At 71.0% G+C, this 14,534-nt stretch carries 15 protein-coding genes; 2 read left to right on the top strand and 13 right to left on the bottom strand.

Translation table 11 applies throughout. The features are described from left to right. Window positions 1–11: 11 nt before the first annotated feature. Together DEJ18_RS14565 and coaA are read left to right on the top strand one after the other, a co-directional pair. On the top strand, window positions 12–497 hold the full coding sequence (locus DEJ18_RS14565) for a glutathione peroxidase (RefSeq protein ID WP_111210012.1): 486 nt from the start codon (window positions 12–14) through the stop codon (window positions 495–497). A gap of 84 nt (window positions 498–581) precedes the next feature. Beyond that, the gene (coaA, locus tag DEJ18_RS14570; RefSeq protein WP_111079974.1) at window positions 582–1,526 is read left to right on the top strand and encodes a type I pantothenate kinase; all 945 of its coding nucleotides are present in this window, start codon (window positions 582–584) and stop codon (window positions 1,524–1,526) included. A 165-nt stretch (window positions 1,527–1,691) separates the two neighbouring features. Here the strand turns inward: coaA and glmM are convergent, their stop codons facing one another. The 13 genes from glmM to DEJ18_RS14635 form a co-directional block, all read right to left on the bottom strand. Next, window positions 1,692–3,065: a phosphoglucosamine mutase gene (gene glmM, locus DEJ18_RS14575; RefSeq protein ID WP_111210011.1), complete on the bottom strand. Its 1,374-nt coding sequence runs from the start codon at window positions 3,063–3,065 to the stop codon at window positions 1,692–1,694. Window positions 3,066–3,087: 22 nt separating this feature from the next. Next, entirely contained in the window at window positions 3,088–3,573 is a 486-nt protein-coding gene (gene rpsI, locus DEJ18_RS14580) for a 30S ribosomal protein S9 (RefSeq protein WP_111079976.1), read from the bottom strand. 38 nt (window positions 3,574–3,611) lie between these two features. Beyond that, the gene (rplM, locus tag DEJ18_RS14585) at window positions 3,612–4,058 is read right to left on the bottom strand and encodes a 50S ribosomal protein L13 (protein ID WP_111073916.1); all 447 of its coding nucleotides are present in this window, start codon (window positions 4,056–4,058) and stop codon (window positions 3,612–3,614) included. A 264-nt stretch (window positions 4,059–4,322) separates the two neighbouring features. Beyond that, window positions 4,323–7,181 (bottom strand): ExeM/NucH family extracellular endonuclease, encoded by a 2,859-nt coding sequence (locus tag DEJ18_RS14590; RefSeq protein WP_258376873.1) that lies wholly within the window; start codon window positions 7,179–7,181, stop codon window positions 4,323–4,325. 69 nt (window positions 7,182–7,250) lie between these two features. Next, window positions 7,251–7,454, bottom strand: coding sequence for a hypothetical protein (locus DEJ18_RS14595; protein ID WP_111210010.1), 204 nt, complete (start codon window positions 7,452–7,454; stop codon window positions 7,251–7,253). A 44-nt stretch (window positions 7,455–7,498) separates the two neighbouring features. After that, complete coding sequence (locus DEJ18_RS14600; protein ID WP_111210009.1) at window positions 7,499–8,182, bottom strand: hypothetical protein; 684 nt, start codon at window positions 8,180–8,182, stop codon at window positions 7,499–7,501. Between the two features lie 26 nt (window positions 8,183–8,208). Further along, window positions 8,209–9,072 (bottom strand): ABC transporter ATP-binding protein, encoded by an 864-nt coding sequence (locus tag DEJ18_RS14605; protein WP_111210008.1) that lies wholly within the window; start codon window positions 9,070–9,072, stop codon window positions 8,209–8,211. A 51-nt stretch (window positions 9,073–9,123) separates the two neighbouring features. Then, the gene (locus DEJ18_RS14610; RefSeq protein WP_111210007.1) at window positions 9,124–9,330 is read right to left on the bottom strand and encodes a hypothetical protein; all 207 of its coding nucleotides are present in this window, start codon (window positions 9,328–9,330) and stop codon (window positions 9,124–9,126) included. Window positions 9,331–9,631: 301 nt separating this feature from the next. Further along, complete coding sequence (locus DEJ18_RS14615; RefSeq protein WP_111210006.1) at window positions 9,632–10,378, bottom strand: MBL fold metallo-hydrolase; 747 nt, start codon at window positions 10,376–10,378, stop codon at window positions 9,632–9,634. A gap of 9 nt (window positions 10,379–10,387) precedes the next feature. Then, window positions 10,388–11,326, bottom strand: a complete 939-nt coding sequence (locus DEJ18_RS14620) for a tRNA pseudouridine synthase A (protein ID WP_258376872.1) — start codon at window positions 11,324–11,326, stop codon at window positions 10,388–10,390. Between the two features lie 73 nt (window positions 11,327–11,399). Then, window positions 11,400–12,578, bottom strand: coding sequence for an FUSC family protein (locus DEJ18_RS14625; protein ID WP_111210005.1), 1,179 nt, complete (start codon window positions 12,576–12,578; stop codon window positions 11,400–11,402). Window positions 12,579–12,726: 148 nt separating this feature from the next. Beyond that, window positions 12,727–13,308 carry a 50S ribosomal protein L17 gene (rplQ, locus tag DEJ18_RS14630; RefSeq protein WP_111210004.1) on the bottom strand — a complete coding sequence of 194 codons (582 nt, stop codon included), beginning with the start codon at window positions 13,306–13,308 and terminating at the stop codon, window positions 12,727–12,729. Between the two features lie 64 nt (window positions 13,309–13,372). Further along, a complete protein-coding gene (locus DEJ18_RS14635; RefSeq protein ID WP_110824226.1) occupies window positions 13,373–14,368 on the bottom strand; it encodes a DNA-directed RNA polymerase subunit alpha in 996 nt (331 codons plus the stop codon). Window positions 14,369–14,534 lie beyond the last annotated feature (166 nt).

Raw genomic sequence — 14,534 nt, forward strand, 5'->3', positions numbered from 1 at the left:
AGCCTCCGGACATGGGACGCTTCGACGACATCGCGATCACCACCCTCACGGGTGAGACCACCACCTTCGGCAGCTTCGGCGACAAGGCGGTGCTCGTGGTGAACGTCGCCTCGCGGTGCGGGCTGGCGCCGCAGTACGAACAGCTCGAGGAACTCCAGCGCACGTACGGCCCGCGGGGCTTCACCGTGCTCGGTTTCCCGAGCAACCAGTTCCTGCAGGAGCTCGGCTCGTCCGAGGCCATCGAGGAGTACTGCTCCACCACGTGGGGCGTCAGCTTCCCGATGTCCGAGAAGGTCAAGGTGAACGGCCGGTCCGCGCACCCGCTCTACCGGGAACTCACGCAGGCTCCGGACGCGTCGGGCAAGGCCGGTCGCGTGATGTGGAACTTCGAGAAGTTCCTCGTGGCACCGGACGGCACCGTCACCCGCTTCCGCCCGACGGTCACGCCGGACGCCCCCGAGGTCGTCGCCGCCATCGAGGCGGCCCTCCCCGCCTGACCCGGAGCCCGGCCGGGAGGCCCACCCACCGTCGGCGACGTCGCTGACCGGGGGCGGGCCTCCCGGCTGGGTACGCTCGACCCCATGCCGATCCCGGAGACGACCGTCGCGCACCCCACTCCCTTCGTGGAGATCCCCCGCGACGAGTGGTCGCAGCTCGCACCGAAGGAGCACCTCTCCCTCACCGAGACCGAGATCGTGCAGCTGCGCGGCCTCGGCGACCGCCTCGACATCACCGAGGTGCAGGACGTCTACCTGCCGCTCTCGCGCCTGTTGACGTTGTACGCGGCCGGTGCGCGGGACCTCCACGCCGAGACCAGCCGCTTCCTCGGCGAACGTGCCGGCCGGACCCCCTTCGTCATCGGCGTCGCCGGATCGGTGGCGGTCGGCAAGAGCACCGTGGCGCGCCTGCTCCGCGAACTCACCAAGCGCTGGCCGGACACGCCCCGCGTCGAACTCGTGACGACCGACGGCTTCCTGTACCCGAACGCCGAGCTCGAGCGGCGCGGGATCATGGACCGCAAGGGCTTCCCCGAGTCGTACGACCGCCGGTCCCTGCTGCGGTTCGTCAGCAACGTGAAGAGCGGCGCTGCCGAGGTCCGCGCGCCGTACTACTCACACCTGGTCTACGACATCGTGCCCGACGCCGAGATCGTCGTGCGACAGCCGGACATCCTCATCGTCGAGGGGCTCAACGTGCTCGCACCGCCGGTGCACGGGCGCCTGGCACTGTCCGACCTCTTCGACTTCACCATCTACGTCGACGCGAAGACGAAGGACATCGAGTCCTGGTACGTGGACCGGTTCCTGGCGCTGCAGGAGCAGGCGTTCTCGAGCCCCGACTCGTTCTTCCACCGCTTCGCCGACCTGTCCCGCGAGGACGCCGTCCGCACCGCCACCGAGGTCTGGCGGGCGATCAACGAGCCGAACCTGCTCGAGAACGTCCTGCCGACCCGCTCCCGCGCAACGCTGGTGCTCAAGAAGGCGGCGGACCACAAGGTGACGAGCGTCCTGCTCCGCAAGATTTGACCCGGAGCGGGTCGCGACGGGGACGGCCCGACCGGGGTCCCACCCCGCGACGACGACGCGCCCCGTCGGAACGGGGCGCGTCGTCTGCGACCGGGCGCTATCGGCGCCGAGGGCCGCGGGCGACTCCGCGAGCTGCGGGCGACACCGCGAGCCGCGAGCGCGCCGCTACGCGGCCTCGAGCGTCAGGCGCGCACGGACGACGTCCGCGAGTTCCTCGGCGACGCGCTGGGCGTCCTCCTGGCTGGCGGCCTCGACCATGACGCGGACGACCGGCTCGGTGCCCGACGGACGCAGGAGCACCCGGCCGGTGTCGCCGAGCGCGTCGGTGGCGGCGGCGATCGCGTCCTGCACACCCTGGTCCTGCAGCCCGTGCCGGTCGACGCCCTTCACGTTGAGGAGCACCTGCGGGAACACGGTCATGCACGCGGCGAGTTCGCCGAGCGTCTTGCCGGTGCGCGCCATCTCGGCGACGAGGTGGAGGCCCGTCAGGACCCCGTCACCCGTCGTCGCGTAGTCGTTGAAGATGATGTGGCCGGACTGCTCGCCACCGAGCGAGAAGCCGCCCTCGTTCATCTTCTCGAGCACGTAACGGTCACCGACGCCGGTCTCGAGCACCGTGATGCCCGCGTCCGCCATGGCCCGCTTGAGACCGAGGTTCGACATGACCGTGGCGACGAGGGTGTCGTCCACCAGGCGGCCGCGCTCCTTGAGCGACAGCGCCAGGATCGCCATGATCTGGTCGCCGTCCACCGCGTTGCCGTCGGCGTCCACGGCGAGGCACCGGTCCGCGTCGCCGTCGTGCGCGATGCCGACGTCGGCGCCGGCCTCGAGCACCGCGCGGGCCAGGTTGTCGATGTGGGTCGAGCCGACGCCGTCGTTGATGTTGATGCCGTTCGGGTCGGCACCGATGAGCGTCACCTTCGCACCCGCGTTGACGAAGACCTCGGGCGAGACGCCGGAGGCTGCCCCGTTGGCGCAGTCGAGCACGACGTGGAGCCCGTCGAGCCGGTGCGGCAGCGTGCCGAGCAGGTGCACGACGTAGCGGTCCTCGGCGTCGGCGAACCGCGTGATGCGTCCGACCTCGGCACCCGTGGGGGTCGGCGCGGACTGGTCGTGCATGGCCGCTTCGATGCGGTCCTCGACCTCGTCCGGCAGCTTGCGACCACCTGCGGCGAAGAACTTGATCCCGTTGTCCGGCGCGGGGTTGTGCGACGCGGAGATCATCACGCCGAAGTCGGCGTCGATGTCGGCGACGAGGTACGCCGCTGCGGGAGTGGGGATGACCCCGGCGTCGAGGACGTCGACGCCGGCGGAGGCGAGTCCGGCTGCCACGGCGGCGCCCAGGAACTCGCCGGAGACGCGCGGGTCGCGCGCCAGCACGGCCCGCGGGCGCGTGCGACCGGACGCTCGACGAGCGTCCGCATGGTGTCCGTGCGTGAGCACGGCCGCGCTCGCCTGGGCAAGGCCCAGTGCGAGCGCGGCCGTCAACTCGCCGTTGGCGAGGCCACGAACGCCGTCGGTACCGAACAGACGCGGCATGCGATCTCCCGCCGTCAGGCGATCAGCGCTTCGAGAACTGCGACGCCTTGCGGGCCTTCTTGAGACCGGCCTTCTTGCGCTCGATGACGCGGGCGTCACGGGTGAGGAAGCCGGCCTTCTTGAGGGTCGCGCGGTTGTTCTCGCGGTCGATCTCGTTCAAGGTGCGGGCGATGGCGAGGCGGAGCGCGCCGGCCTGACCCGAGGGGCCGCCACCCGTGATGCGGGCGGTGACGTCGTACGAGCCGAGGAGCTCGAGCACCTTGAACGGGTCGTTGATGAGCTGCTGGTGCAGCTTGTTCGGGAAGTAGTCCTCGAGCGTGCGGCCGTTCACCGAGAAGGTGCCGGAGCCGGGCACCAGGCGGACGCGCGCGATGGCCTCCTTGCGGCGACCGACGGCACCGCCCGAGACGTTGAGGATCTGACGGGGAGCGGCCTCGGACGCGACGGGCGCGCTCTCGGTGGTGAAGCTCTCCGGGGTCTGGTCGATGGAGTCAGCGATCTGAGCCATGAGTGTTTTCTCGTTCCTGGAAGTCGTCGTGGCCGCTGTTACTGCGAGACCTGGTCGAAGGTGTACGGCTTGGGCTGCTGCGCCGCGTGGGGGTGCTCAGCGCCTGCGTAGACCTTGAGCTTCTTGAGCTGCTCGCGACCGAGGGTGTTCTTCGGCAGCATGCCGCGGATCGCCTTCTCGACGGCGCGGGTCGGGTGCTTCTCGAGCATCTCCGGGTAGCTGGTGGCGGTGAGGCCGCCCGGGTAACCGGAGTGGCGGTAGTACACCTTCTTGGCGAGCTTCGACCCGGTCAGGGCGACCTTGTCGGCGTTCACGATGATGACGTAGTCACCCATGTCCATGTGCTGGGCGAAGGTGGCCTTGTGCTTGCCGCGGAGAAGGGCGGCGACGTGCGAAGCGAGGCGGCCGAGCACGACGTCGGTCGCGTCGATGACGATCCAGTCGTGCTGGACGTCTGCCGGCTTCGGGGAGAACGTACGAGTCACAGGAGTGCTGCTTTCGTGTCGAGGTGAGGAGTCCGTGAATCCCGCTCCGGTGGGCGTTCCCGCGGGCAGATGCCCGGTGAACGACCCGGTGGAGGGCCCATCTGACTGCCTGGCGCAACAGAGCGCGCAGGCCAAGGTGAGAGCCTAGCGGACGCGGATCACGTCGGTCAACCGCGGGCAGACCCGGATGCGCCACGGACGGGAGGCGCGCTGCGGGTCGGACCCGCAACGCGCCTCCCGGCGGTGGTCGTGTTCAGGGCAGCCTCACTCGGCGCTGCCACCCGTCGTCCGGCGGCGACGGAGGGCGAGGAGCCCACCGCCGGCGGCCAGGAGGGCGAGTGTCGCCGCCAGCCCCGCGCCCAGCTCCGCACCGGTGAAGGCGAGGTCGCCGTCGGTGCTCGGCGCGCCGCCCGCACCCGGGGTCACGCCGACGCCACCGGCGACCGGGGCGGGGGTCGGTGTCGCGTCGTCCGCCTCGGGTGCCGGCGTGGGCTCCGGCGTCGGGTCGCCCGGTACCTCGGCCGCGCTCAGGTCGAACCCGACCAGGATCGGGTCGTGGTCGCTGGCGCGGTAGACGTCGTCCTCGTACAGGTCGGAGACGTTCACGTTGTACCGGCTGTACTCCAGGCCCACCGACTCGGTCGAGTTGATGTTCCAGATGTCCACGCCGGTGACCGACTCGAGCGCGGCCGGCGATGCCAGCACGTGGTCGAGGGACCCACTCAGACCGCTGAACACGTAGGAGTACTCGTCCTCGTCCTGCGCCGGAGCGAGGTCGGTGTACCCGGCGTCACGGAGCACCACCATCGGGTCCTCCTCGCTGTACGCGTTGAAGTCACCGATGAGGAAGGTCTTGTCGGTGCCGTACTGCTCCTGCATGGCGGTGGAGAAGGTCGCGAGGGCCCGCGCCTGTCGTACGCGGTCGGCGTTGGAAGCGCCCTGGCCGTCACCCTGGTCGGCGTTCTCGCCGGTGCCCGAGCCCTTCGACTTGAAGTGGTTCGCGATGACGAGGAAGTCGTCCTCCGCGGTGCCGCCGACCGGTCGGAAGGCGTCGGCGACGGGCTGGCGTGCGTTCGTGAACGCCGGGTCGATGAGGATCGTCGACTCGCCCGTGGGTGCGACCCGGTCCTTCTTGTAGATCAGGGCCAGGCGGATGACGTCCTCGCTGGTCGGTATCACGGACGGCGACTCCGCGTACGCCCAGGTGTCGGTCCCCGTCGCGGCGTTCAGCGCGGCCACGAGCGTGGCGACCGCGGCGTCCCGGTCCTGCCCGAAGGCCGCCGAGTTCTCGATCTCCTCGAGCGAGACCACGTCGGCGCCGAGGGCGTTGATCGCCTTCACGATCTTCACCTGCTGGCGGTCGAGGTCCTCCTGCTCGGCGGCACCGCGGGCGTCACAGCCGGAGTTCACCGTGATCGGGTCCCCCACGCGGTCCCGGTAGTACGTGCACCCGGTCAGCTCGTCACCGGTCGTCGGGAAGTAGTTCAGCACGTTGAACCCGGCGAGCGTGAGGTCGCCGCCGACCGCGGCGGGCGCCGGGGTACGGACGTCCGAGAACGACGCGGGCAGGTCGGCCGCCGGGGTGGCGCCGGTGATCGGCGTCGTCGGCTGGAACTTCCAGGCGTTGTTCCGGTAGTCGAGGACCACGGGGTCGGTGAACGTCGTGGTGGCCCCGACCGTGATCGGACCCGCGTTCGTCAACCACGGGACCGGGATCCCGCGGGCGGCCTGGTCCTGGTCGTCGCGGGGCAGGAAGTTCGTGCTCGCGCCGTCGTCCAGCGTGACCTTGCGGGCCGCGTTGTCGGCGGCGACCGCAGCGGCCTCAGCGCTGCCCGGACGCGCGACCTCGGTCGGCTGCAGGAGCCGGCCGGCGCCCGTGGCCAGCGCGATCTCGCCGTACTGGTTCGTCGTGTAGTTGTCCGCGACCGTGTAGTCGCCCTGCGGCAGGACGAGCATGCTCTCGAGCGCTTCGCGCTCGGCGTCCGAGCGGGGGAACGCGACGGCTGCCGGCTGCGGCGCGACGGCGGGCGTGGTGAGCACCCGGAGTCCGGCGGCGCTCGGGACGGTGAGCTCGGTCAGCCCGTTGAACTCCGAGACCGCGCCGGTGACCTCGACGTGGTCACCGATCGCGACCCGGCCGACGGTGGCAGCGGAGTAGACGAAGAGCCCGTCGGACGCGGTCCGCGTGGCCGCGGCGCCCACGCCGGGCGTGCCCGGCGTCTGGATCGTGTAGCCGTTGAGGCCACCGGTCGCGTACACCGCAGTCACGACGCCGCTCGTGGTGACCGTCCTGCCGACGAGCGGCGAGGTGTCGGTCGTGCCCTGGACCTCGGGGATGGTCGCGGCGACCGCAGGGGTGGCGGGCGGTGTGGTGCCGCCGTCGCCCGGCGTCGGTGCGGACCCGCCGGTCGCGGTCTCGCCCTTCGCGTTCCGGGGGGTGATCGTGGTGGACAGCGTGAAGTCCGCGCGGTTGACGTCCGAGTCGGCGCCGCTCGTCGCGCGCGCCAGGGCGTCCGGTGTGGAGTTCGCTCCCGCCGGGTTCGTCGCCGCGGCCGTCTCGAACGTGTTCGACGTCCCGTAGCCGAGCAGGTCCACCGCACCGGGGGTCCCGGCGGACACGGTGCCGGCGGGCAGCGTGAGGGCGGTGGCCCGGTCGGACAGCACGAGGGTGCCGGCGCTGCCGGACGCGTTGAGGGTCGACACCACGTCCGGCGTGGGCAGAGCCGCACCGGCCGTGCCGTTCGAACCACCCTGGACGAGGAAGGTCCCCTTCGCCGGGACCGTGCCCGTCAGGGGCACCACCGTGCTCGCGGCACCGGTGCTGGTCGCCGAGCGGTACTGCAGCGACCACCCGTCGACCGACACGGCGGTGTCGGTCGGGTTGGCGATCTCGACGAACCGGTTCGTGAACGGCTGGTTCGTGCTGCCGCCCTTGAGGTACGCCTCGGAGATGACGAGTCCGGTGCCCGCGGGGTTCGCGGTCGCGGCGGTGACGGTGACGAGCGGTGCGGCGACCAGGGTCGCGGCAGCCGTGGCGCACAGCAGGGTGCGTCCGACGGTTCGTTGCATGAGGACCTTCGGTTCGTGGTCGGGAGGGATCCCGACGACCGTACGGTCCTGCACGGGCGCACAGGTTACGAGCGGGTGAACCTTCCCCCCGGACGAGGGTCGACCGCCCGTTCCGGGATCCGGTCACGCTCCGGCGAGGACGCGGATGATGACGACGCCGACAGCGATGAGGTACCAGCCGACGAGGTTCCCGCGCGACCGAGCGAGGACGATCGAAACGCCCCCCGCTCCTGCGGCCGTCACCGAGGCGACACCCCGTACCGGCAGGCTCTGGTCCTCCACCCCTGCCACCAACAGCGCCAGCGTCGTGATGACGGCGAGGACCATGACGGCTGATCGCCTGAGCGACCACGAACCTCCCGGACGCTTCATCATGCTGATGCTCGCTTGGTGCGAACCCACCCGACGAGAAGTGGCAGAGCGATCCACAGCAGCGTCGAGGTGACGGTGGGAAGGAACGCTGTCGTTCCGGTGGACGCGCTCTGGACAGTGCTGAAGCGGATGAAGACGCTCCAGTCCCCGAGGAAGCCGAGCAGGGCGTCCACCACGAGCAGGACGAGGACGACCGTCACCACGCTGAGTGTCAACGAACGGCAGGCCGACCCGATCCCGAAGCCAGCCGCTGCAGACGACAACGACAGGCCCGCGACCTGACCAACCGCTCCGAGCGGGACACCGGATCGGAGGTTTCCACCCAGGAGGACGGCCACGCCGGCGCTCGCAGCGGCGACGACTGCGGTGAAGAGCACGAGCGCGGCGATCACCACGATGCACGCCGCACCACGCGCGAAGAACGCCGCGTCACGGGAATGCCCACCGAGGAGCACATCACCTTCACCGCCCCGTCCGGCATCGCCCACACCGACAACCGCTCCGACGATCGACGAGGCGAGCGCTGCTGCGAGGCCAGTGGTGACGACGACCTCACTCGCCGCGAATGAGTCAGCCCGGGTCACCACGGAGACGCTGAGCGCACCACACAGCATCACGATGAGAGCGAGGAACCCGTATCCGGTCGTGGAACCGCGTGTGTCGAACCGCTTACGGAGTTCCAACCCGATCAGTCTGCAACACCGACTCGTCATGATGCCTCCGCTTCGTGTTCTGCTGACGACGTCGCCTCGTACAGCGCCTCGAGCGTGCCGTGACGCGGGGACACCGCCATGACTCGGACGCCGACCTCCACGGCGAACCGGACGGCCGCATCGGGCGCGGCCTCGACGAGGAGGCCCGACGCTCCCGGCGTCACAGGCACGCCCTCGTCCTGCAGCGCCGCCATCAGCGCACTCGGTCGATCCACCGCGATCACGCATCGCTCGGCGCTCCGGAAGTCGTGGTCGTGGATGCGGGCGACCCGCCCTCGACTCATGACGATCGCGGTGTCGATCATCGGTTCGAGCTCGGCGAGCAGGTGGCTCGACACCAGGACTGTGGCGCCCGCGCTCCTGAGGTCGGATACGACACCGCGCACCCAGGTGATGCCGTTCGGATCGAGTCCGTTCGTCGGTTCGTCCAACACGACGAGAGATGGCTCACCCAACAGGGCGACCCCGATGGCAAGCCGCATCCGCATCCCGAGCGAGAGCGCTCCGACTCGGCGGCTCATGACGTTGTCGAGACCGGTTCGCCGGGCGGCAGCGGTCACCTGCGCACTGTCCGCGTCGACGTACCTCGCGCGCAGCCAGAGCGTCTCCCGGACCGTCCGCCCGGGATGGACACCCGAATCACCGAATACCGCCCCCACGGCTCGCCCCTGCTGCCACGGCAGACCAGACATGTGGCCCCCGTCCGTCGGCAGCAGCCCGGTGATGACCCTGAGCAGGGACGACTTCCCAGCACCGTTCGGCCCGATCAGGCCGTACACCTGCGCGCGTTCGAATCTGAGCGTGATGTCGTCCAGCCGAGGCCTGCCTCGGCCCCGCACGACGATGTTCGCGAGCTCCATCACTGGCACGTTTCACTCACCGCCCGGTTCGCTGCGGTCGTGCTGCATCGTTCATCCGAAGAAGTGGTGCCAGAGCTGGCTGAAGAGCTCTTGAAGGCTCATCTGCGCCAGCGCGCTGATCCCGGTCCGGATCCAGCTGGCGAGGCCGTTCCACCAGTTCTTGAAAGCGTTGAAGCCACTGCGGAGCGCGTTCTTGAGCGCAGGGATGACGGACGACGCGTTGCGCTTGAGCCAGTCGACGATCGGCCTGATCGGCACCCCGTCCGTGGAGGCGCCGGTGTGAGACAGCGTGGACGGTCCAGTGGTCACCGACGGGGCGACCCCACCGGACGGCACCGTCGGCGTCGACGCTCCCCTGACAGTGACACTCGTCAGCGGTACGGCGGAGGCTGCGGTCACACCGACCGGACTCAGCATCGCTCCGACGACGACAGCCCCGACGATCCCAGCGGTGCGTGCTCTGTTCATGTGACCCCTCTCCTCTCGACGGCCAGGTTGCCGTCGAGGAGATCGTGGCACAACTAGAATACAGAGTACAAGTACCAGTATTTCATGGCCCTCACGCCTCGATCGGAACCCACTCCGACCCGACCCGGTGCACCGCCGGCCCGTGGCCGGGCAACACGATCGCCGGGTACGGCAGCACACCTGCCGACTCCACGGCGAGCGCCTGGTCCGCCGTGAAGAACGGCGTGATCATCCGCGGCCGGGGCGCCCACGAGGCCGGTTGGGTGTCGTGGTGGGTGACGACGGCGTCGCCCGTGACGATCGCGTCGGCGGCCGGCAGCAGGTACGCGGTGGACCCGGCGGTGTGTCCGGGCGCGGGCAGCGGGGTCATCGCACGGCCGTCGAAGTCCCGCGCGGTGAACGCCCGGGCGGACGGCACGGTGGTCGGCCGGAGCGCGTCCGAGGCGATCGCCCGCCCGAGCCACCGCAGCACCCGGGGAGCGGCGAGCCGTCCGCCGATCTCCGCGGGGGTGACCTGCTGGCGCCCCGGTCCACGGACGTTGGCGAGTTCGTCGGCGTGTGCGAGGACCTCGACGTGCGGGTGGCGCTCGAGGATCCCGGGCAGGCCCCCGACGTGGTCGACGTGTCCGTGGGTCACGTAGACGCGGCGGAGGTCGTCGAGGTCGTGCCCGGCGAGCAGCACGCTGTCGAGCACGAGGTCGGTGTCGGCCGGGTACCCGGCGTCGATGAGGGCGACGCCGTCCTCCTCCGCCAGGACGACCCAGTTCGAGACCGGCCCCTCGACGAAGACCACACCGGGTGCGACGGAGACGACGGAGCGGGGAGTGCGAGGAGCCATCCCCCGACGCTACCGCCCGAGGTCGGCCTGGAGGTCGCCGGGCCGGTGCCCCTCGGCGTCGCGACGCGCGCGCGTCTGCTCGGCACGCGCCTCCAGGGCGTCGTCGTCCGGGTACCCGACCTCGGTGAGGGTGAGTCCGCGGGCCGGTGCCACCGTGAACGCGCTCGTCCGCTCCTCCGCGATCCGCAGGTCGTCGAGCTGGTCCGGCGTCAGGCGGCCCTCGCCGACGGCGAGCGTGCCGCCCACCATCGCACGCACCATCGAGTGGCAGAACGCGTCGGCCTGGAGGCTCGCCACCAGCACGCCGTCCGGCTCGCGGTCCCAGCGGAACTCCTGCAGCGTCCGGATGGTGGTCGCGCCCTCGCGCGGCTTGCAGAACGCCGCGAAGTCGTGCAGCCCGAGCAGGCGGAGCGCACCGCGCTCCATGGCCGCCTGGTCGAGACGCCCCGGGTACCAGGTCGTGTGCCCTCGTCGGAGTGGGTCGCGCGGCGCGTCGAGATCGGCCACCCGGTACCGGTACCGCCGCCACACCGGGGAGAACCGCGCGTCGAACCCGGCGGGCGCGACGGAGGCGCGGGAGACCACGACGTCGCCGTCGGGGCCAGCGAGTCCGTTGATTCGTCGGACGAGCCCGGCGAAGGGGTCGCGGACGGTGCCGTCGGCGCTGGGGCGCTTCGGCCTCGTCAGGGCGGCCCACTGGTCCGGGCTGAGGTCGAGGTGTGCGACCTGTCCGGTGGCGTGCACGCCGGCGTCGGTGCGGCCGGCGACCGTCAGCTGCGGCGGTTCGCCCCACCGGCCGAAGACGGTGGCGAGGGCGGCCTCGAGCGCGCCCTGCACGGTGCGGAGGCCCGGCTGTCGGGCCCACCCGGAGAACGCGGCTCCGTCGTAGGCGATGTCGAGCCGCAGCCGCACGCCGGCCTCGCCCTCGGTCCGGCCGGTCTCGCTCACACCTCCACGGTACCGATGTCCGCGCCCTCGGCCGGTCCACGCCCCGCAGACGGCGGGCCCTCGGCGCGGACGATCAGTCCGACGGACCGCCACGCCCGGGTCGGTGCCCTCGCCGTCGGGCGAGCCGGTCGTGGAGGCTCGTGGGCCGCGGCGGCTCCGCCGGGCCGGTCTCGGTGTCGGCGTCATGGGTCGCCCGCCGCTCCGACTCCACGATCCCGCGGAGCGCCACCAGGGCCGTCGACGTCACGGCGACGTCCGACGGCTTCTCGCGGGAGGCGTCCAGCGCGTGTTCGAGTTCGGAGATCGCCCGGTCCCCCTCGTCCGGCGGGTGGTCACCGCGGACCATCGCGGCGACCTGCCGGATCGCCCGCACGAGCGGTGTCGTGAACGCCTCGTCCGGCCGGCCGAGGTTCGACGAGACCGGACCGGACCGGGCCACGAGTTCGGTGAGGTCCGTCGTGTACCAGGCGACCCGCTCCAGTGCGCGGAAGCGGGCTCCGTCGCGCTGGAGCCGAGCACGGGATCCCCGCAGCGCGCCCCTGGGGTTGACGCGACGGCTCTCCTGCGCGATCGAGACCCGGCTCCGGACGTCGGCGATCGCCCGGTCCAGGCGGTCCTGCGCCTGGTCCCACGCCCGCTCGTCCCGCCCGCCCTGCTCGAGCACGTCCGCGAGGCCGTCCAGGTGCACGGCCAGCACGCTGTTCACCTGGTCGATGCGCCGCTCGGCATCCCAGAAGTGCAGGGGCGGGAACACGAGGAAGTTCACGAGCAGCCCGACCACCACGCCGACGGCCATCTGCACGAGGTACGCGAGTGAGTAGCCCTCGGCGTGGGCGCCGCCGACGAGCAGGACGAAGAGCGCCGCGGTCGAGACCCAGGAACTGCCCTCGCCGAGGATGCGGAACCCGCCGACCAGCACGCCCACGCCGACCGTGATCGCCACCGCCAGGACCCCGGGGTCGCCGACCCACATCGTGAAGGCGGCGACGGCGATGCCGAGGGCGATGCCGACGAGGGTCTGCAGCCCGCTCCGGAGCCCGGCGAACACCGTCGTCTGCATCGCGACCACGGCGCCGAGGGGAGCGTAGTAGGGGTACTCGGCGGCCACGCCCGGCACGTTCTGCGCGACGACCCACGCGAGCGTCGCCGCCGCTGCTGCCTTCGCGGCGTGCAGCAGTCGGGGCTGCGTGCCGGAGTTCCGGCTCCACCGCCACAGGCGGGTGCCGACACCGGCGACGTGCTGGAACTGCATCGGTGCTCTCGTCTCGTCGGCCGTCACGATCCGTGACGGGCGCGTACCGGGCCTCCCGGGCACATCGCGTCCGGTGGACGGTGTCCGGCCCGAAGCAGGAGGGCCCCCGCAGCGAACGCTGCGGGGGCCCTCCTGACCTGCGGTGTGACTACTTGGACTCGTCCGCGGCGTCGTCCGACTTCGCGGCGGCGTCGGCCTCGACCTCTGCGGCAGCGTCGGTCGTGGTCTCGTCGGCGACCGGGGTCGACTCCTCGGTGGTCTCGGTCTCCTCGACCGGGGCGGCCGTGGTCTCGTCGGACGTGGTGTCCTCGGCGACCGGCGCAGCCGCGGCGGGGGCCGCGTTGCGCGTGAGGGGGGCCGGCGTGCTCGAGACGGGCTCGAGGACGAGCTCGATCGAGGCGAGCGGCGCGTTGTCGCCCTTGCGGAAGCCGAGCTTCGTGATGCGGGTGTAACCGCCCTGGCGGTCCGCCACCTGCGGCGCGATCTCCGTGAACAGCGTGTGCACGACGGTCTTGTCGCGCAGGGCCGCGATCACGCGACGACGCGCGTGCAGGTCGCCGCGCTTCGCGAACGTGATGAGGCGCTCGGCGACCGGACGGAGGCGCTTGGCCTTCGTCTCGGTCGTCGTGATGCGACCGTGCGTGAAGAGGGCGTTGGCGAGGTTGCTCAGGAGCAGGCGCTCGTGTGCGGGACCGCCACCGAGGCGGGGGCCCTTGGTGGGCTTCGGCATGTCAGTTCTCCAGTGGTGATGGTGGTGCGCCCCGTGTCAGGAGCGCGTGCGCGTCAGCGCGAGGTCAGTTGCTGGACTCGTCCTCGTCGTACCCGCTGTAGAAGTGGGCACCGTCGAATCCGGGGACGGTGTCCTTGAGGGACAGGCCGAGCTCGGTGAGCTTGTCCTTGACCTCGTCCACCGACTTCTGACCGAAGTTGCGGATGTTCATGAGCTGCGTCTCCGACAGGGCGACGAGCTCGGACACCGTGTTGATGCCCTCCCGCTTGAGGCAGTTGTAGCTGCGCACCGACAGGTCGAGGTCCTCGATCGGGGTCTGCAGCTCGTTCGAGAGCACGGCGTCGACCGGCGCGGGGCCGATCTCGATGCCCTCGGCCGCCGTGTTGAGCTCGCGGGCGAGCCCGAACAGCTCGACCAGCGTGCGACCGGCCGACGCGATGGCGTCACGCGGCGTGATCGCGGGCTTCGACTCGACGTCGACGACCAGGCGGTCGAAGTCCGTGCGCTCACCGGCACGCGTCGCCTCGACGCGGTAGGTGACCTTGAGCACGGGCGAGTAGATCGAGTCGATCGGGATCTGACCGGCCTCGCTGAACTCCGAGCGGTTCTGGGTCGCCGAGACGTAGCCGCGGCCACGCTCGATCGTCAGCTCCAGCTCGAAGCGCGCGGAGTCGTTCAGGGTCGCGATGACGAGGTCCGGGTTGTGGATCTCGACACCGGCCGGGGCGGAGATGTCCGCCGCGGTGACCTGCCCGGCACCCTGCTTGCGCAGGTACGCGGTGATCGGCTCGTCGTGCTCGCTCGAGACGACCAGGCTCTTGATGTTCAGGATGATCTCGGTGACGTCCTCCTTGACACCGGGAACGGTGCTGAACTCGTGGAGGACACCGTCGATGCGGATGCTCGTGACGGCAGCACCGGGGATGGACGAGAGGAGCGTGCGGCGCAGCGAGTTGCCGAGGGTGTAGCCGAAGCCCGGCTCGAGCGGTTCGATGACGAAGCGCGAGCGGAACTCGGAGATCGACTCCTCGTTCAGGGTGGGGCGCTGTGCAATGAGCACTGTGGAATTCCTTTCGGCGAAGTGTCCGCTATATGACACTTGGCGGTACGACGGGGCCGGCCGGGCCCCGACGGGTCTGTTTCAGTTGTGATCACGCGCACAGGAGTGCGCGATCGAACGACCAGGAATGGCCGACCCCGCTCGTCCCGGTCAGGGAACGAGCGGG

The sequence above is a fragment of the Curtobacterium sp. MCSS17_015 genome, assembly GCF_003234265.2.
Classification (GTDB): Bacteria; Actinomycetota; Actinomycetes; order Actinomycetales; family Microbacteriaceae; genus Curtobacterium.